This window comes from Halorubrum aquaticum (genome assembly GCF_900113615.1).
Classification (GTDB): domain Archaea; phylum Halobacteriota; class Halobacteria; order Halobacteriales; family Haloferacaceae; genus Halorubrum; species Halorubrum aquaticum.
Map to the genome: position 1 here is coordinate 49,025 of NZ_FOPZ01000017.1, position 18,479 is coordinate 67,503.

Here is an 18,479-nt window from a genome sequence, read left to right on the forward strand (position 1 = left end):
CTCGCGGTTATCGGGGCGGGACCCGGTCGAACAGCTCCGGATAGTCGACGACGAGTCCGTCCCGGTCGACCGACAACTCTGCCGTGAAGCCGCTGGACGTGTTCTCGTAGCGATACCGTCCGCCGTCCTCGTCGATCGGATCGAGGCAGGTGTACCGCTGGGAGGCGGCCTCGACTCGGAGGTCCGGTACCGAAACGTACGCGACCCGTATCTCGGCCGACTCGTTCCCGTCGAGTTCCAACCGTCGAATCGGGAGCGTGTTGCTGAACGGCGTCGCCGAGACGTCCACGTCGATACATCCGTCCAGCGACGGGACCTCCCTTCCTCGACCGTCGGTCCAGTTGCCGTTCCCGTCGGCTCGAAGCGTGATCGACGTGGATTCCCGGCCGAGGACGGCGACTTCCACCCGCTGAACGCGGTGTCGCCGGTCGCAGTCGATCTCGTAGCGGACTCGAAACGGTTCCCCGTCGACCGAACCGATGACGACGCTCTCCGCGGAGACGCCCGCCGCGTCCTCGATGAGGCGGAGCGACTCCATTCCGACCCCGACGACTGGAGACCAGAACACGTCTCGATTCACACGCCGGAGGACGTCGTGGGTGCGAATAGCCGTTTCTCTTCGCAGATCGACGCTCCGTGCTGACCGCAACCGAGACGAGCGTGACCCCCGCTTGGTACGGGGTTCGGTTCCACGACGTGATCTCGTCGGAGAAGACGCGGTCGAGACGGAGGCGGCGGCGCCGTCCTTCTCGAACGAACTATACCCGAAGACGCACATAGGCGGTCCCGTGGTCGCCCTCCATCGACCCCCGGGAACGAACCGGTCCGAGGCGGTCGCCGTCGCGAACCTGCTGCCGCTCGTCGGCGTCGTCTGGCTCGGCTGGAACGCCGCGGCGCTCGTGACCCTCTACTGGTTCGAGCTCGGGATCGCCGCGTTCTTCGCCGTCGTCCGCGGGCTGTTCGCCGGCCGACCGAGCGACCTCGACACGGACGCGTTGGTGTTCGGCGCGCTGGCGTCGAAACCCCTCGCACTCTCGATCCCCCGAACCGGGGTCCGGATCCACCTCTCGTCGGTCCTCTCGCTCGTCGTGGTCGCGCCGATCCTCGGGGTCACGTGGTTCGTCCTCGGCGGCGTCGTGTTGGGGTTCGTCGGGGCCGACTCGCTCCCGTCGGCCGCGCTCGAGACGGTCACGATCGCGGTGGGCGTCGTCCTCCTCTCGGAGGCCGGGACGACCGTCCTCGACTACTTCCATCGCGGCGGCTACCGCGAGGAGAGCGCGGGGACGGCGGTCTCGGGCGTCTTCTTCCGGCTCGCGACGGTGCTCGTCGGCGGGATCCTCACGGTGACGGTCGTCGCGGAGGCGATCGGGGTCGACGGCGACGCGACCGCGACGGAGGCGGCCGACCCGGTCGCGTTCGGCGTGCCGATCCTCGTCGGCGTCGTCCTCGTCAAGTTCGCGTTCGACCTCGCGGGGCTGTACGGCGACCGGCTCGCCGCGATCGACGAGTCCGCGGGCGGGCCCTTCGGCTGGTCGCGCGAGCCCCCGACTCGAGACCCGGTCGAGGACGACCTCGCGGACGCGGACCGCCGGATACGCCCCTCGATCGCCGGTCGGCTGTTCGGCGAGCCGGTCTCGCCCGTCGAGCATCCGGGACCGTGGTACCTCTCGGTCGTCTGTCTGCTCGTGGCGCTCCTCTTCGCGCTCGGCCGGGCGTGGGGGATCGTCCTGGGGCTCGTCGCCGTCGCGGTCGCGATCCCGCCCGTCGCGGTCGCGATCGACTCGCTGGTCCGGTACGGCGCGGTCGAGTACCGGATCGACGCCGACGGCGACGCGATCGTCGGCTACGACCGGGCGTGCGGGACGGCGCTGTGGCGGGTCGAACCCTGGGACGAGGAGGGCCTGCGGATCGAGCGCGACCGCCTCGACGAGCGGCTCGGCACCTCGACGGTCGCCGTCGAGTTACGGGACCGCGAGGTCCGGCTTCCGCGGCTCCCGGCCGACGAGGACGGTACGGACCGGGTCGTCGACGTCTTCGACCGCCGACCCGATCGTGGATCCGACCGGTAACCTCGATATCGATTTTCGTATACGGTGTTTGCCGTATCCGTGGACAACCTATATAACGACCACTCCCGTGGATGGACGTATGACGGCAGGACCACCGATCGAGGAGATCCACTTCGATGACGCACCGAACGTCGACTCCGTGCCCGGCCCGAAGAGCCGCGAGCTGTTGGAGAAACAGGAGCGGATCGACAGCAGCGCGGTGGCGTACCCCGACGACATCCCCGTCGCGTTCGAGGAGGGGAAGGGCGCGACGATCCGCGACGCCGACGGCAACACCTACATCGACATGTTCGCCGGCATCGGCGTGTTGAACGTCGGCCACTCGAACCCGTACGTGCTGGAGGCGGTCAGAGAACAGACCGAGAAGCTCGTCCACACCGTCGACTTCCCGACCGAGGCGCGACTCGACCTGATCGAGAAGCTCGACGAGATCGCGCCGGCCGGCCTCCAGGGCGAGAACCGGGTCGTCTTCGGCGGCCCGACCGGCAGCGACGCGGTCGAGGCCGCGATCAAGCTCGCGAAGTACAACACCGGCGGCGACGGGCTGATCGCCTTCCGCGGGAGCTACCACGGCGCGACCTCCGGCGCGATGGCGCTCACCTCGAACAAGGGGTTCAAGGACGACTACACCCCCCTCATCCCCGACGTGGTCCACGCGAAGTACCCGTCGCCATTCATCGACCGCGAGGAGTCCGGCGACTCGTGTGCCCGCGCGCTCAAGGAGGTCGAGGAGATCATCGAGGACCCCTACGGCGGGCTCGCGAACCCCGCCGGCATCTTCGTCGAGCCCATCCAGGGCGAGGGCGGCGTCATCGTCCCGCCCGAGGGCTTCCTGAAGGGCCTCCGGGAGATCGCCACCGAGAACGACATCCCGCTGATGTTCGACGAGATCCAGAGCGGCATGGGCCGCTCGGGCCAGTGGTGGGCGAGCGAGTGGCACGGCGTCACGCCCGACATCATGACGACCGCGAAGGCGCTCGGCGGCGTCGGCTTCCCGCTGTCGGCGACGATCTACCACGAGGACCTCGACACGTGGGACGCCGGCGGCCACGCCGGCACCTACCGCGGGCACGTCGTCGCGATGCGCGCCGGCACCCGCGCGATCGAGTACGTCCAGGAGCACGACCTGCTGGCACACGCCCGCGACCTCGGCGAGCACGTCCGCGGTCGGCTCCGAACCGCGACCGAGGGGAACGACCGGCTGGGCGAGGTCCGCGGCCGCGGGCTGTTCATCGGCGCGGAGTTCGTCGACGAGGACGGGAACCCCGACGGCGACGCGGTCGAGGCGATCCAGCAGTACTGCTTCGAGCACGGCGTCCTCGTCTGGACGGCCGGCCGCCACGGCAACGTCCTCCGCCTGTTGCCGCCGCTCGTGTTGACCCGCGATCTGGCCGACACCGCGGTGGACGTGATCGTCGACGCGATCGACCACGTCACCGCGGAGACGGCCGCCTCGCGGTAGACCGGGGAGCGTCTCCGGGAGTGCCGTCCCGCCCCGACTGAATCACTTATATTCGTTCGCGGTATACCACCGAAGAACCAATGTCTCACGACGTGCGGAACCGACTCTCGTCCATACGACGGGCGTTCCACAGACGTCCGGAGCCCGGCTGGTGTGAGTTCCGCACGACCGCCCGGATCGTCGAGGAGATCCGGCGGATCGGCGTCGACGACCTCGCGATCGGCCGGGAGGCGCTCTCCTCGGAACACCGGATGGCCGTCCCGCCGGAGGAGACGCTCGCCGAGTGGCACGACCGGGCGGCGGCGGCGGGCGTCGCCCCCGAGATACTCGAACTGACCGCCGGCGGGCACACGGGTGCCGTCGCGACCGTGCGGAACGGCGAGGGGCCGACGGTCGGCCTGCGGGTCGACATGGACGGCGTCTCGATCCCGGAGTCGGAGGCGGCGGGCCACCGCCCCGCCGACGAGGGGTTCGGATCGGAACACGAGGGGTACATGCACGCCTGCGGGCACGACGCGCACGCCACGGTCGCGCTCGGGACGCTCGAGGCGGTGAAGGCGAGCGACTTCGAGGGGACCTTCCGGGTGTTCTTCCAGCCGGCCGAGGAGGTCGCCGGCGGGGGCAAGCCGCTGGCCGAGGGGGGCTACGTCGACGACGTCGACGAGCTGCTCGCGTTCCACCTCGGGCTCGGCCGGCCGACGGGCACGGTCGTCGCGAACGCGACCCGGCCGCTCGCGATGGCACACATCAACGCGACCTTCGAGGGGGCGAGCGCGCACGCCGGCAAGGAGCCGAGCGGCGGGACGAACGCGATGCAGGCGATGACGACGGCGGTACAGAACGCCTACGGGATCGCCCGCCACGGCGACGGGCTCACCCGGGTGAACTTCGGGCGCGTGGAGGGCGGGAGCGCGAGCAACGTGATCGCCGAGGAGATCACCCTCGACGGCGAGGTCCGCGGCGAGACGACCGCGCTGATGGAGTACATGCGGACGGAGCTCGAGCGGGTCCTGTACGCGGCCGCGGAGCTCCACGAGTGCGACGTGGTGATCCGCCGGATCAGCGAGTCCATCCGGGTCGACGGCGACCCGACGCTCGCGGAACTCGTCGAGGGCGTGGCCCGGACCGTGCCGTCGATCGACGAGGTGGTTCCCGAGGCCCCGCTGGAGGCGAGCGAGGACGCGACGTTCCTGATGGACCGGGTCCACGGGAACGGCGGGCGGGCGCTGTACCTGATCGTCGGCGCGGACCACCCGACCAGCCACCACACGCCGACGTTCGACCTCGACGAACGGGCGCTCGACGTCGGCGTCGAGCTCCTGACCGAGGTCGTCTCCGCTTTGGGTGCGGACCGGTCGTAGGACGGACGACTTCACCGACCACAACCATTAATCCGCTGAGCCCCCGGTTTTCGGGTATGTCCCAGGACGAGCTGCCCCCGTCGCTCGAAACGGCGGCGGACGCCGACCGACCTCGCGGGATCTTGACTCCCTCGGACCGCGATTTCCTCCTCGGTCGCAAGACCGACTACACCGAGCACTCGAAAAAACAGAAGCGCAACCGGATCCGCCGGCGAGTCAGGAACGCGGTCCTCGATTTCAGCATCCTGTACGAGTGTTTGGAGGACCGCGACCGGAAGACCGTCTTCGATCCCGACGACGAGGACCGTGAGGCGTACACGCGGGGGATAACCGACATGCTCGCGTTCCTCCATCTGGGGACGATGGGATACGTCACCCCGTTCAAGGACATGCTCTCGGAGGGCGTCGCCAAGTCCGAACAGCGGCTCGCGGGATCGGACTACCGGATGGTCCGCGTCGAGTTCAACGTCGATCCCGTCGGGCAGATCGACGTCGACGAGGTGATAGCGAAGATCGAGGACGACGAGTTCGAGCGGATAACCGACGAGGAGCTTCGAGCGTTCGTCCGTCTGCTGTCGATGTCCGAGGAGTTCACGCCCGACGACGTTCGCGACGGACTCAAAGCGCGCGTCGACGAGTTCGCCACGGAGCTCCGCGAGAGCGAGGAGCAGCGTGACAGGGCCGTCGAGGAGCTGACGAAGGGGGACTGACGGCGAAGTTTGGCTTCGCTCTCCCGGGGTCGGTTCCGGGAACGCGAGTCACCTGAACTTTTATCGCCCGGCCGTCGTAGGGATCGGTATGAAACACGCACAGGGGGAACTCCTCTCGATCGACCTGACGGACAGGACGGTCACGGCGGAGCCGATCGACGACGTGCTCTCGGAGTTCATCGGTGGACGAGGGCTCAACACCCGGCTCGCCTACGAGCGGATCCCGTTCGACGCCGACCCGCTCGGCCCGGAGAACCGGATCTACTTCTCGACGGGACCGATGCAGTACTCCACGACCTCGTACACGGGGCGCATGGCGGCGACGAGCGTCTCGCCGCTCACGAACGGGATGTTCTCCTCGAACGCGGGCGGGTTCCTCTCGCGGAACTTCACCGGAGCGGGCTACGCCGCCGTCGAGATCGTCGGCGCGAGCGACGAACTGCTCGCGCTCCACGTCCGCGAGGCCGACGAGGACGGCACGCCGGTCGTCGAGTTCGAGGAGGTCCCGGAGCTCGAGCAGGCGGAGGTCCCGGCGGTGTCGGAGTACGTCGAGACGGAGCGCGATCTGGAGGCCGAACACCTGGCGTGTATCGGTCCGGCGGGCGAGAACGGCGTCCGCTTCGCGTCGATCATGACCTCGGAGACGCGCGCGTTCGGTCGGGGCGGGCTGGGGGCCGTCCTCGGCGCGAAGGGCGTGAAGGCGCTCACGTTCGACGGCGACGCCGACGCCGAGATCGAACTCGACTGGCCCGACGACGCCGGGGAGGTCCACCGGGAGGCGGCGACGTCGGACTCGATCATGAAACGCCAGGGGACCACGAGCGTGACCGAGCTCTCGAACGCGATGGACGCGCTCCCCTCCTACTACTTCTCCGAGCAGTCCTTCGAGGGCGTCGAGGGGATCTCCGGCGACCGCGTCGAGGAGAAGAAGTACAAGAAGGGGACCTGCTCGAACTGCGCGTTCGCGTGCAAGCTGCCGACCCGCGACGAGGAGCGCGGCATCGAGACCGAGGGTCCGGAGTTCGAGACCGTGATGGCGTTCGGCAGCAACGCCGGCGTCGACGAGATGGTCGACGTGATGGCGGCCAACCAGCTCTGTGACGAGCTCGGCATGGACACCATCTCCTGTGGCAACGTGGTCTCGATGTTCCTCGAGAGCGAGGACGAGTTCGGCAACGCCGAGCTCGCCCGCTCCGTGGTCGAGCAGATCGCCTACCGCGAGGGCGTCGGCGACACGCTCGCGGAGGGGATCCACCGGGCCCACGAGGAGTTCGGCGCGGAAGACTGGACGGTGAAGGGGATGACCTTCTCGGCACACGACGGCCGGTCGCTCAACGGCCAGGGGCTCGCGTTCGCGACCTCGAACCGCGGAGCCGACCACATGTACGCGGAGTTCTACCCGTACGAGTACCCGCTCGTGAGCAAGGAGGACGCCTTCGAGCCGAACGGACTGGACGGGAAGCCGCCGAAGATCGTCGAGAAGGAGAACCGTAACGCGATCCTCGACTCCGCGGTCATCTGTAAGTTCTCCCGGGGTGTCGTCACCGACGAGCGGCTGGCGGCGCTGCTCGACGCCGACTACGCGGACCTCGTCGACACCGGCGGCCGGGTCGTCGAGATGGAGCGCGCGTTCAACAACGCCCGCGGCTTCGACCGCGGCGACGACACGCTCCCGTACGTCGACCAGATCGAGGCGTTCGACGAGGGGCTCTCGGAGTACTACGAGATCCGCGACTGGAACGACGACGGGACGGTTCCGGGGTACGACGACGGCGTCGTCGACCGCTCCGCCGGGACGGCGGACGACTGAACGCGACCCGACCCTTCTTCACGCCAGCCCGTCGGTGACGGCACTCGCGGAGTCGACGCCGCGGAACTCGAAGCGAGCGCCGACCTCGCCGTCGCCGAGCGAGACGGACCACCCGTGTGCGTCGGCCACCTCGGAGACGATCTTCAGTCCGAACCCGGTCCCGTCGGGATCGGTCGAGACCCCCGCCGAGAACACGTCCTCCCGGAACTCCTCCGGGATTCCCGGGCCGTCGTCGGCGAGGTAGAAACCGGTTCCGTCCGCGAGCGCGCCGACCTCGATCGCGACCGCGTCGCCGCCGTGGATGACGGCGTTGGCGATCAGGTTCTCGAGGGCCTGCCGCAGCCGGCTCCGGTCGGCCCGGAAGCGTAGGTCCTCGCCGACGACGAGCGAGGCGTCCGCGGTGTCGACGTTCTCCCAACACTCCTCGGCGATGCCCGAGAGCGTCACCGGCTCCGTCACGTCGATCGCCTCGCCCTGTCTGGCGAGTGCCAGCATGTCCTCGACGAGCGCGTCCATCCGATCGAGCGACCGGGCCACGGTGTCGATCTCTCCCGGCCGCTCGCCCGCCTCCTCGAGCCGGTCGCGAACCATGTCGAGGTTCCCGCGCGCGACGTTGAGCGGGTTCCGAAGGTCGTGTGAGACGAGGCCGGCGAACTCCTCGAGCCGGTCGCGCTCCCGGGCGATCTCGTCCTCGCGCACCCGGAGCTGGCGTTCGCGCTCGATCCGGACGAACACCATCGTCACGGTCGCCGCCCAGAGGCGTGCGACGGCGAGGTCCGACTCGTCGAAGGCGTCCCGCCGCGTGGCCCCGATGTCGATGACGCCGTAGCGGCCGAGCGGGAGGACGAGCTCGCTCCGGATGGGCGAGTCGGGGTTGTATCGGTCCGGCTCCGCGTGGGTGTCGGCGACGTACTCCGGGTTTCCGGACTCGAACACCTTCCAGGAGATGCTCGGATCGTCGGCGGTGAATCGCGGGTGATCGCCGATGAGCTCGTCGGCGGCGTCAGTCCACGCGACCGGTTCGAGCGCGTCCGCCTTCTCGTCGTACAGCCAGAGCGCCGCGATCGGGTGTCCGAGGACGTCCTCGACGTACTCGACCGCCGCCTCCGCGGCGAGCACCCGGTCGGTCGTCTTCAGCAGGTCCTGTGTCGCCTCCTGTAACGCCTCCAGCGTCCGCGTTCGACGGTGGAGCTCCGCCCGGTTCTCGCGGCGCTCCCTGACGTCGACCATCGTGGCGACCAGGTACGTCTCGCCGGCCCGTTCGAACGGCCCGAGACTGACCGTCACCGGGACCTCGCTCCCGTCGGCTCGGCGGGCGACCAGTTCGAGGCTCGCCGCCATCGACCGCGGCTCGGGATCGGTCACGTACCGCTCGAGGTCCTCGCCCGAGGAGCCGCCGTACGGGTCATACAGAAGGGATCCGACGCTCGAACCCTCCAGTTCAGCGGGGTCGTACCCGAGCACCGTCTCGACGCGGTCGTTGCCGGCGCGGACGACGCCGTCGGTGTCGATCACCACGACCGGGTCGGGAAGCCCGTCGAGCGCCTCGGGGAATCGGTCCATCGCTACTCCTCCGTCGGCTCGTGGACGTGACCGCACTCCGGACAACGGACCTCCTCGCCGCGGAGGTCCGCCGAGGAGGCGCGGACCTCGCGCATCACCTCGCTGATCCGGTCTTCGGCCTCCAGCTCGTCGGCGACGGCGAGGTCGACGCCCTCGACCTCCAGGAGGAACTTCGCGACCTCCGTCACCTCGTACATCATCTCGTCCAAGTCCTCCGCGGTGAAGAATCCCGACATCGCGCCGTAGAGGAACGTCGCGCCCGCCTTCGTCACCTTCTCCTCGAAGGAGTACCGCGCCTGGTTGACCGCCTGCGGCGTGTAGGTGTCCGTCATGAAGGGGACGAGTTCGGGGAGGTTCTCGCCGATCTTCGTCATCTCGACGCCGGTCTCGGTGCGGAAGTCCGCACAGAGCCGCGCGATCGCCCACTCGCGGGCCGTGATGTACGTCCGGTCCCGAAGGAACTCGTTGACGCGCTCGTAGCGCGCGCCGTCCATCTTCTTGAACCGCTCGTACTTGCGCACGTCTCGAGGAACGCCCTCGGCATCGGCGTCGGCGGCGTCGCTGTCGACATCGGCGTCGGCGGCGTCGCTGTCGACATCGGCGTCGCTGTCGACATCGGCGCCGGCGTGGTCCTCGGCGGCGGTGTCGGCGGCGTGGCCGCCGGTGTCGCTATCGGCGGCGTCGGTATCGGAACCGCCGTTGCCGACCGCGTCGTCGGCAGCGTCGCCACCGGCGGACGCAGCGGCATCGGCTCCGGAGTCGTCGACGTCGGCAGTGACTCCGTCCCCGTCGCCGCGGTCGCCCGGATCTGTCGCCCCGTCGTCCGTCGGGGCGTCGGCCGGGGAGCCGGAAGGATCGGTCATGCTCGACCACACTCGACGGGCGGATGAAAGGGTTGTGGGTGGCGTCGAACGATCCCCGTCGTGGTCGGCGGATCCCACCCGCCACCCCGGGGGAGACGGGGGCGTTGCGATGCTCGCGGCGGCGCCCGCGGAGGTGTGCTCGGACGCGGCGGCGATCCCGCACGGCGAACCCTTTTGAGACCGGCGCGCGAGGTGAGGGGCATGAAGGTGCTCTGTGGGATCGGCGGAAGCGACGACTCGCTCCGAGCGCTCGAGCGGACGGTCGACCGCGCGGCCGTCGCCGGCGACGAACTCACCGTCGCGGTCGTGGAGAACCCGAACTCCGAGGTCGCCGTCGAGGAGGTCACGAAGCGGGCCGAGGAGGCGATAGCGGACGCCGGGATCGACGCGGAGGTCCGACACCTCGAGGGCGACCCCGGAAGTCGGCTCGTGGACGTCGCCGAACGCGAGGGGTTCGACGAGATCGTCCTCGGCGGGGGACAGACGAGCCCGATGGGAAAGATCACCATCGGACCGATCGCCGAGTTCGTCCTGTTGAACAGCATGACGTCGGTCACGTTGGTCAGATGAACGACCGCCGATACCCGGAGACGGCCGCCGAACGGTTCGAACCGCCTCCGATCGCGTTCACCGACCGGGAGGACCGGGAGGTCGAGATACGCGCCTACGACGGGGCCGAGGGGACCGAGGAGGCGCTGGTGGCGATGTACACCGCGTTCGACCCGTCGGACCGCGCACAGGGGATCCCGCCGGGCGGGGAGACGCGGATCCGGACGTGGCTCGAGGCGATCCTCACGGACGACTGCCTCAACGTGGTCGCCTGGTGTGACGACGAGGTGGCGGGCCACGCGACACTCGTCCCCGACGACGACGCCTACGAGCTCGCGATATTCGTCCACCAGACGTATCAGGAGGCCGGGATCGGAACCCGTCTCATCCGCGGCCTGCTCGGCCACGGACAGGCCGAGGGCGTGGAGAAGGTCTGGCTCACCGTCGAGCGGTGGAACCGAGCGGCGGTGTCGCTCTACGAGAAGATCGGCTTCGAGACCTCCAACGCCGAGAGCTTCGAGCTGGAGATGGCGCTCCGGTTGAACGAGTCGGCGGACGAGGAGTAGGCGACGGAGAGTCGGCGGACGAGCAGTGACGCGTCCGCTCCGGTGAGCCACGCTTTTGGTTCGCGCCGCGGATCCCTTCGCATGGACTATCGACGGCTGGGGTCGACGGGAACGCGCGTCTCCGAACTCTGCTTCGGCACGTGGCGGTTCGGCCGGAAGACGGGCGGCGTCCTCGAGACGGACGAGGAGCAGGCGCACGGACTGCTCGACGCGTTCGCCGACCGCGGCGGCAACTTCGTCGACACCGCGAACGTCTACGGCGACCCCAACGGGACGAGCGAGGAGTACGTCGGGAACTGGCTCGAGACGCGCGACCGCGAGCAGTACGTGCTCGCCTCGAAGGTGTACTTCGGCTTCGACGACTCAAACCCGAACGGCTCGGGACTCTCACGGACCCATATCCGCAACCAGATCGAGGGAACGCTCGACCGGCTCGGCACCGACTACCTCGACCTGTACTACATCCACCGGTGGGACGAGGAGACGCCGATCGAGGAGACGCTGTCGGCGCTCGACGGGCTGGTCGCGGACGGGAGGGTGAACTACCTCGGCGCGTCGACGATGGCGGCCTGGCAGCTCACGAAGGCGCTCTGGAAGTCGGACGTGAACGACTACGAGCGCTTCGAGGTGACCCAGCCGCTGTTTCACGCCGGCTACTACGAGGACGTCGAGGAGTACCTCTCGGTCGCCGAGGACCAGGACCTCGCGGTGTGTCCGTACTCCCCGCTCGCCGGCGGGTTCCTCACGGGCAAGTACACCCGCGCGGACCCCGACGACCCGAAGTCGGTACGGGCTCCGGACGGCTCCCGCGGGAGCTTCGACGAGCGGTTCGAGCGCTTCTACCTCTCCGAGCGCGGCTGGAAGGTGCTCGAGGCGGTCCGTACGGTCGCAGACGAGGTCGACGCCACCCCCGCACAGGTGGCGCTGCGCTGGCTCATGGACCAGGAGGCGTTCACCTGCGTCCCCATCGTCGGCGCGCGCACGGTCGACCAGCTCGAGGAGAACCTCGGGGCCGCGGAGGTGTCGATCACCCGGGACCAACACGACCGGATCACGGACGCCCGATACGACGAGGAGGGCCGGCGCTGGGGGCACTGATCGGCCGGGAGCTCCGACGCCACCGACCGGTCCCGGTTTCCGGACCTCCCGGCCGGCGGGTCGTTTTTATACCATGGGCCGCGAATCCGGGAGTATGAGCGAGGATGACACGGCGGGAGCGATGTCGGCCGAGGAGTTCCGTTCGCTGACCGACGGGCTGGTCCGGCAGGGCTCCGGCGGCGGCACGACGGTGTACAAGAACGCGGCCGGCGTCGGCTGCCCGAACCCGGAATGTGACCTCGGCGTGTTCCAGACGCTTTTCGTCAGCGACCACGGCTGGCAGCGGATCGGCGCGACCCGCGACGGGATCGAGTTGTGTATCTGTAACACCGAGGACCGCCGGCTGGTGTTCATCCACGACGAGTGATCGACCGGCGAGCGACGGGGACCGGGCGATCGTCGATCGACGCGACACGGACCGCCCCGATTCAAGGACGTCGACACCGACGGGACCGTATGACCGACGACGCTGCCGAGCCGAACGCGACCGAACCGAACGCGACCGAATCGAGCGCCGCCGAGCGGAACACGCCCGGCCGCGGGATCACGCCCGACGCGGACCCGATCGAGGCGAGCGCGCCCGAGAAGTTCGGGCTCGTTCAGGCCTGGTGGGGCGACGGGAAGGGGAAGACGACGGCCGCGTTCGGGATGGGCGCCCGCGCGGTCGGCCACGGGCACCGCGTCCACATGCTCCAGTTCATGAAGGGCGGCGCGGACTCCGTGGAGGCCGTCCGCGGCGAGTACAACGCGATCCGGGCGCTGTCCGGGTTCTCCTTCGAGAACACCGGCCACTACGGCTGGCACGGGCTGGCCGACGGCTCCGACGACGACGACCACGAACGGGACGCACGGGCGGGGCTCGATCGCGCGCGCGAGCTGATCGACGCCGCGAGCGACGCGGATCTCGAGGAACCGATCCCGCTCGACGCCGAGCCCGACGCCGGCGTCCACATGCTGGTCCTCGACGAGGTCCTCTACGCGGCCGACCGCGGGCTGATCTCCCCCGAGGAGGTGCTCGATCTGATCGACCGGAAGCCTGACGGGCTCGAGCTCGTGCTCACGGGCAGCCACGAACGCCCGGCGTACCTCGAGGACGCGGCGAACCTGATCACCCGCGTCGGCAAGGAGAAACACCCGATCGACGCCGGCCAGCGCGCCCGGAAGGGCACGGAGTACTGATGGTCGACGGGTCGGGCGGGAGCGGCGGCCCGACCGCCGGTCCCGCCGACGGTGACGGAGCCGATGCCGACCCCGAAGACGCGGAAGTCGATCCCGCGACGACGCTTCACGACCACCTCGTCGCCACCGAGACGCTTCCGGTTGAGCGGGAGGCCGGCTGGTACCTCGGGGAGGCACAGGCGCTCGCGGCCGAACTCACGGCCGGCGGTCTCGAGGAGTCGGTCGCCGGCGAGCGCGCCGCCGAGATCCGGGAACTGCTCGCGGAGATCGACGGGACCGGCGACGGGGAGGCGGACGCCCACGTCGCGGCCGCCCGCGGACTCGCCGCGCGGATCGCGGAGCGGCCGGGATCCGACACGAGTCACGTCTCGGACGTCGGCGGGGGATCCGAGGAATGACCGACGATCCACACGCCGCGGCCCGGACCCTCCTCGTCGCGGGCACCGCCTCGCACGTGGGGAAGTCGACGGTCGCCGCGGGACTCTGTCGACACCTCGCCGACGCCGGCGTCGCCGTTGCCCCGTACAAGGCCCAGAACATGTCGAACAACGCGCGTGCGGTTCGTACCTCGCCGGGGGCGGATGTCGACGCGGCGTTCGGCGAGGTGGGCGTCTCCCAGTACGTCCAGGCCCGGGCCGCCCGCGTCGGTCCGGAGACCGACCACAACCCCGTGCTCTTAAAGCCCCGCGGCGAGGGCGAGAGCCAATTGGTGGTGAACGGGCAGGCGGTCGCACACGCCTCCGCGACCGACTACTACGGCGACCGGTGGGAGGAGGCCCGCGAGGCCGCGGCGGCGGCCCACCGGCGGCTCGCCGCCGACCACGACGTGATCGTCGCGGAGGGAGCCGGCTCGATCGCCGAGATCAACCTCCGCGATCGGGACCTCGCGAACGTGGAGACGGCGCGGCTGTTCGGGGACGTGGATCCGCCCGAAGGGGCGGGATCGTCGGAGGGCGCGGAGATCCTCCTCGTCGCCGACATCGAGCGGGGGGGCGTCTTCGCCGCGCTGGTCGGGACCCTCGAGCTGCTTCCCGCGGACCTTCGCGACCGCGTCGTCGGCGCGGTCGTCACCAAGTTCCGCGGCGATCGGAGCCTGCTCGACCCCGGGATCGACGCCTTCGAGGACCGGACCGGCGTCCCCGTCCTCGGCGTGATCCCCCACGACGACCCCGGGTTGCCCGAGGAGGACAGCGTCGCGCTCCCCGACCCGGGCGAGCGGGCGATCCGGGGCGGAAGCGACGGCGTCGCCGACGCGGAGGCGGTGACCGTCGCCGTCCCCCGGCTCCCGCGGATCTCGAACGCGACCGACGTGGAGCCGCTCGCGGCCGAGCCGGGCGTCCGCGTCGCGTTCGTCCCGCTCGACGCCGATCTCGAGGACGTCGACGCGGTCGTGATTCCCGGCACGAAGAACACCGTCGACGACCTCCGGGCCTGCCGGGAGGCCGGGTTCGACGCCGCGCTCGACTCCTTCGACGGTCCCGTCATCGGGCTCTGTGGCGGCTACCAACTGCTCGGCGAACGGATCACGAACGCGGACGTCGAGAGCGCGGACCGGGACGCGCCGGGAGTCGTCGACGGGTTCGGCCTGCTCCCGGTCGAGACCGCCTTCTCCGCCGAGAAACGCGTCGTCGCCGCCGAACTCCGGTTGGACCCGGAGAGGACCGACCTCGTGGACTCGGCCGCCACGGAACCCGGCGCGGGCGACGGACGGGTGCTCGACGCCGCGGGCTACGAGATCCACATGGGCGAGACGACCCGAGCGTCGGGAGCGGAGCCGCCCTCGCCCGGGTTCTCCACGCCCCTCTCCGACCCGGAGGGCGACCGAACGGGGATCGAACTCGGCGCGGCCGCCGGCGACGTCCTCGGGACGTACCTCCACGGGCTCTTCGAGAACGACGGGGTCCGTCGCGGGTTCCTCGCCCGCGTTCGCGAGCGATCGGGAATCGAGGACGAACCCCACGGAGGGACGGTCGACGGCGATTCCACCGGGCTCGACGGCCCCGCCGACCGGGCGGCGACCCTCCTCCGCGAACACGTCGACCTCGCCGCGCTGGAACTGCCGGGAGACGGCGACCGATTCGGACCCGTTCGGTAGGTATTTGGGCCGCCGCCGCGGGATCGCATATAAATGCTCAGCGACGTGATGGAGGACTACCTCAAGGCGATCTACGTCCTCCAGGCCGAGGAGGGCGCGCCCGTCTCGACGTCCGCCATCGCCGAGTACCTCGAGAAGACCCCGCCGTCCGTGACCGACATGCTCGGCAAGCTGTCCGACCGCGGGCTCGTCGACCGCGAGCCGTACCAGGGGGTCGAACTCACCGCCGAGGGCGAGGCGGTCGCCCTCGAGATCGTCAGACACCACCGACTCCTCGAGGCGTTCCTCGCCGACCAACTGGATTACGACTGGAGCGACGTCCACGCGGAGGCGGACGCGCTGGAACACCACATCTCCGAGGAGTTCGAGCGCCGCGTCGCCGACGCCCTCGGCGACCCCGACGTGGACCCCCACGGCGACCCGATCCCCGGCGCGGACCTCGAGCCCATCGACGAGGGGAGCGGCCCGCGGCTCTCCGATCACCCCGAGGGCGACCGGGTGGTCGTCACGCGGGTCTCCGACCGCGACGACGACGAGCTCGACTACCTCGCCGACGCCGGGATCACGCCCGGAACGACGGTCGAGGTCGTCGACGTCGCGCCGTTCGGGATGGTGACCGTCCTGACGCCGGAGGGCGAACAGAGCCTCCCGATCGAGGTCGCCCGCTCGATCCGCGTGGAGGAGGTCGCGGAGTCCACAGAGCGGTCGTAGCGGCTCGTCGTGGTCGTGGTCGCGGACGCGCGAAGCAGTCGGCGAAAGAGCCCCCAGTCGCGAGGTTTTTCACGCGAACCCTCCTGTACGTTGACGTGAACACGGTCGTAACGATCCTCGTCGGCGTCATTTTCGGGCTCGCGCTCGCGGCCCCGCCGGGCCCGATGAACGCGGTCATCGCCGAGGAGGCGGTCCTTCGCGGGTGGCCGGCCGGCACCCGCGCGGGGCTCGGCGCGGCGACCGCCGACTTCCTGTTCTTCGTCCTCGCGTACCTCGGCGTGGTCTCGTTCGTCCAGTCCGTCCCGCGGCTCCAGACCGCCATGATCGGCGTCGGCGGCTGTCTGATGTGCTACTTCGCGGTCGGCACGGCCCGCGACGCACGCGCCTCCTTCCGTCCCACCACGGGCGAGGATCCCATGGTCGAGGACGGCAAGGGGTTCCGGAAGGCGCTCGCGCTGGCGCTGACGAACCCGTTTCAGGTGCTGTTCTGGCTCACCGTCGGCGTCGGGATGTTGCGGCCGGGCGAGCTCGACGTCCTCGCGCCGTTACCGCTCGTCGGCGACGACCTCGCGGGCGCGCTCGTCGTTTCGACCGGGTCGCCGGCGCTCCTCGGCGGGTTCTTCCTCGGCGTGTTGGGCTGGGTGACGCTCTTTCCCGTGAGCCTCGCGGCGGCCGAGAACCGCATTCAGGCGATCGGTCCGGTCGTCGCCGTCGGCTCGGCGCTCGTGCTCGGCGGGTTCGGCGTCTACTTCCTGTACGACGCGGCGACCGCGGTGCTCGCGTGGTGACGGAGAGGCCTCCGCCGGTCCGGTCCGCTTCGACCCCGTAGACCGCATGGACAACGGCTTTCACTCGGCGGCGTGAGCGACCCGTATGTTCGAGAAGTCCACGTGGATCAAGCTCCCGCGGAACGTGCTCGTGGGCCACGGCGTCGTCGACGACCTCGGGACGGCGGTCGGCGAGCTGTACCTCACCGGGCGGCCGCTCATCGTCACCAGCCCGACGCCGAACGAGATCGCCGGCGACCGGGTGCGCGCGCAGTTCGAGGACCCGGCGACCGCCGTCGTCGAGGACGCCTCCTTCGAGGCCGTCGAGCAGCTCACGGCGACCGCGGAGGAGGTTGATCCGGGCTATTTGATCGCCCTGGGCGGCGGCAAGCCCATCGACATCGCGAAGATGGCGGCCGACCACCTCGGCGTCGGCTTCGTCTCCGTGCCGACGGTCGCCTCCCACGACGGCATCGTCTCCGGCCGCTCGTCGATCCCCGAGGGCGACACGCGCCATTCGGTTGCGGCCGACCCGCCACTCGCGGTCGTCGCCGACACCGAACTGCTCGCGGAGGCCCCCTGGCGGCTCACCACCGCGGGCTGTGCGGACATCATCTCGAATTACACCGCCGTGAAGGACTGGCGACTGGCCCGCCGGCTGCGAAACGTCGAGTACAGCGAGTACGCGGGCGCGCTCTCGGAGATGACCGCCGAACTGCTCGTCGAGAACGCCGACATGATCCGCCCCGGCCTGGAGGAGTCGTCGTGGGTGGTCGTGAAGGCGCTCGTCTCCTCGGGGGTCGCGATGTCCATCGCGGGCTCCTCGCGGCCCGCCTCGGGCGCGGAACACCTCATCTCCCACCAACTCGACCGGATCGCGCCCGGCAAGGCGCTCCACGGCCACCAGGTCGGCGTCGCCTCGATCATGACCGAGTACCTCCACAGCGGCGAGAACGGCGAGTGGGCCGCGATCCGCGAGGCGCTCGGCGAGCTCGACGCGCCGACCACCGCCGCGGAGCTCGGCGTCGACGACGAGGAACTGATCACCGCGCTCACGAGCGCCCACGAGATCCGCGACCGCTACACGATCCTCCAGGGCGGGATCAACGAGGAGGCCGCGATCGAGGTCGCGACCGCGACGGGCGTGATCTGAGGAGACCCGAGGACGGAACCCGCGCTTTCGACTTCGTTCGATATACCACCTTTTTGTCGTCGGCTACCCTCGCTCACTACGTTCGCTTCGGGAACCGCTCCTCGAAAAACCAGGAGGGAAAAGCCGACTCCGTCGGTGAGCCGCTCGATCACCACTGTTCAGTACAGATGAAGTAACGATCAATCGCGGTGGCGCGCCTGCGAGCGCCCGGAGGGCGCGAGGAGCCCGCGAGGGACGCCGCGACCGAAGGGAGCGGCGAGGCTGGGGAGGCGTGAGGTGCGGCGCTGTGAGGGATGGGACTCAAAGGGGCAGTCGCCGGCGGCTTCGCCGCCGGCTGCCAGAGGCGCGGAGCGCCTCGCTGTCGCGAGGGCGACGGCGGCCGAAGCAAGGACCGCAGGAGCGAACATAGTGAGCGACGAAGACCACAGCGAGGCCCCCGAGTCCTCGCGACTGGGGCTTCGGGAATGGTCATCGCGCCAGCAACGACTCCCTTCTCCTCACCTCGATCATCAATGAAACAACC

At 69.9% G+C, this 18,479-nt stretch carries 18 protein-coding genes; 15 read left to right on the forward strand and 3 right to left on the reverse strand.

Going from position 1 to position 18,479, the window contains the following annotated elements; translation table 11 throughout:
* Nucleotides 1–7: 7 nt before the first annotated feature.
* Entirely contained in the window at nt 8–580 is a 573-nt protein-coding gene (locus tag F3H10_RS12860) for a putative glycolipid-binding domain-containing protein (RefSeq protein ID WP_149785162.1), read from the reverse strand.
* A gap of 208 nt (nt 581–788) precedes the next feature.
* Between F3H10_RS12860 and F3H10_RS12865 the strand changes: the two genes are divergently transcribed.
* From F3H10_RS12865 to F3H10_RS12885, 5 genes are all read left to right on the forward strand, one after another.
* Entirely contained in the window at nt 789–2,069 is a 1,281-nt protein-coding gene (locus tag F3H10_RS12865) for a DUF6498-containing protein (protein ID WP_223174313.1), read from the forward strand.
* Nucleotides 2,070–2,148: 79 nt separating this feature from the next.
* Entirely contained in the window at nt 2,149–3,531 is a 1,383-nt protein-coding gene (locus tag F3H10_RS12870) for an aspartate aminotransferase family protein (protein ID WP_149785163.1), read from the forward strand.
* A gap of 80 nt (nt 3,532–3,611) precedes the next feature.
* On the forward strand, nt 3,612–4,892 hold the full coding sequence (locus tag F3H10_RS12875; RefSeq protein ID WP_149785164.1) for an amidohydrolase: 1,281 nt from the start codon (nt 3,612–3,614) through the stop codon (nt 4,890–4,892).
* 56 nt (nt 4,893–4,948) lie between these two features.
* A complete protein-coding gene (locus tag F3H10_RS12880; protein WP_149785165.1) occupies nt 4,949–5,602 on the forward strand; it encodes a hypothetical protein in 654 nt (217 codons plus the stop codon).
* An 88-nt stretch (nt 5,603–5,690) separates the two neighbouring features.
* Complete coding sequence (locus tag F3H10_RS12885) at nt 5,691–7,412, forward strand: aldehyde ferredoxin oxidoreductase family protein (protein ID WP_149785166.1); 1,722 nt, start codon at nt 5,691–5,693, stop codon at nt 7,410–7,412.
* An 18-nt stretch (nt 7,413–7,430) separates the two neighbouring features.
* Here the strand turns inward: F3H10_RS12885 and F3H10_RS12890 are convergent, their stop codons facing one another.
* Both F3H10_RS12890 and F3H10_RS12895 read right to left on the reverse strand, forming a co-directional pair.
* Complete coding sequence (locus tag F3H10_RS12890; protein WP_149785167.1) at nt 7,431–8,975, reverse strand: PAS domain S-box protein; 1,545 nt, start codon at nt 8,973–8,975, stop codon at nt 7,431–7,433.
* Nucleotides 8,976–8,977: 2 nt separating this feature from the next.
* Complete coding sequence (locus F3H10_RS12895) at nt 8,978–9,838, reverse strand: DUF5806 family protein (protein WP_149785168.1); 861 nt, start codon at nt 9,836–9,838, stop codon at nt 8,978–8,980.
* 201 nt (nt 9,839–10,039) lie between these two features.
* On the opposite strand from F3H10_RS12895, the gene F3H10_RS12900 reads away from it, so the two are divergent.
* The 10 genes from F3H10_RS12900 (at nt 10,040) to F3H10_RS12945 (ending at nt 17,956) form a co-directional block, all read left to right on the forward strand.
* Entirely contained in the window at nt 10,040–10,408 is a 369-nt protein-coding gene (locus tag F3H10_RS12900) for a universal stress protein (RefSeq protein ID WP_149785169.1), read from the forward strand.
* Nucleotides 10,405–10,953: a GNAT family N-acetyltransferase gene (locus F3H10_RS12905; protein ID WP_149785170.1), complete on the forward strand. Its 549-nt coding sequence runs from the start codon at nt 10,405–10,407 to the stop codon at nt 10,951–10,953. The genes F3H10_RS12900 and F3H10_RS12905 overlap by 4 nt, the downstream gene beginning before the upstream one ends.
* 81 nt (nt 10,954–11,034) lie before the next feature.
* Nucleotides 11,035–12,051 carry an aldo/keto reductase gene (locus tag F3H10_RS12910; protein WP_149785171.1) on the forward strand — a complete coding sequence of 339 codons (1,017 nt, stop codon included), beginning with the start codon at nt 11,035–11,037 and terminating at the stop codon, nt 12,049–12,051.
* Between the two features lie 94 nt (nt 12,052–12,145).
* Nucleotides 12,146–12,418: a DUF7385 family protein gene (locus F3H10_RS12915; RefSeq protein ID WP_122106178.1), complete on the forward strand. Its 273-nt coding sequence runs from the start codon at nt 12,146–12,148 to the stop codon at nt 12,416–12,418.
* A gap of 89 nt (nt 12,419–12,507) precedes the next feature.
* Complete coding sequence (locus F3H10_RS12920; protein ID WP_149785172.1) at nt 12,508–13,230, forward strand: cob(I)yrinic acid a,c-diamide adenosyltransferase; 723 nt, start codon at nt 12,508–12,510, stop codon at nt 13,228–13,230.
* The gene (locus F3H10_RS12925) at nt 13,230–13,628 is read left to right on the forward strand and encodes a hypothetical protein (protein ID WP_223174314.1); all 399 of its coding nucleotides are present in this window, start codon (nt 13,230–13,232) and stop codon (nt 13,626–13,628) included. The genes F3H10_RS12920 and F3H10_RS12925 overlap by 1 nt, the downstream gene beginning before the upstream one ends.
* Nucleotides 13,625–15,325, forward strand: a complete 1,701-nt coding sequence (locus F3H10_RS12930) for a cobyric acid synthase (protein WP_149785173.1) — start codon at nt 13,625–13,627, stop codon at nt 15,323–15,325. Before F3H10_RS12925 ends, F3H10_RS12930 begins: the two co-directional genes overlap by 4 nt.
* A 33-nt stretch (nt 15,326–15,358) precedes the next feature.
* Nucleotides 15,359–16,036 carry a metal-dependent transcriptional regulator gene (locus tag F3H10_RS12935; RefSeq protein WP_149785174.1) on the forward strand — a complete coding sequence of 226 codons (678 nt, stop codon included), beginning with the start codon at nt 15,359–15,361 and terminating at the stop codon, nt 16,034–16,036.
* A gap of 95 nt (nt 16,037–16,131) precedes the next feature.
* Complete coding sequence (locus F3H10_RS12940; RefSeq protein ID WP_149785175.1) at nt 16,132–16,824, forward strand: LysE family translocator; 693 nt, start codon at nt 16,132–16,134, stop codon at nt 16,822–16,824.
* Between the two features lie 85 nt (nt 16,825–16,909).
* Nucleotides 16,910–17,956 (forward strand): NAD(P)-dependent glycerol-1-phosphate dehydrogenase, encoded by a 1,047-nt coding sequence (locus F3H10_RS12945; RefSeq protein ID WP_149785176.1) that lies wholly within the window; start codon nt 16,910–16,912, stop codon nt 17,954–17,956.
* Nucleotides 17,957–18,479: the final 523 nt, after the last annotated feature.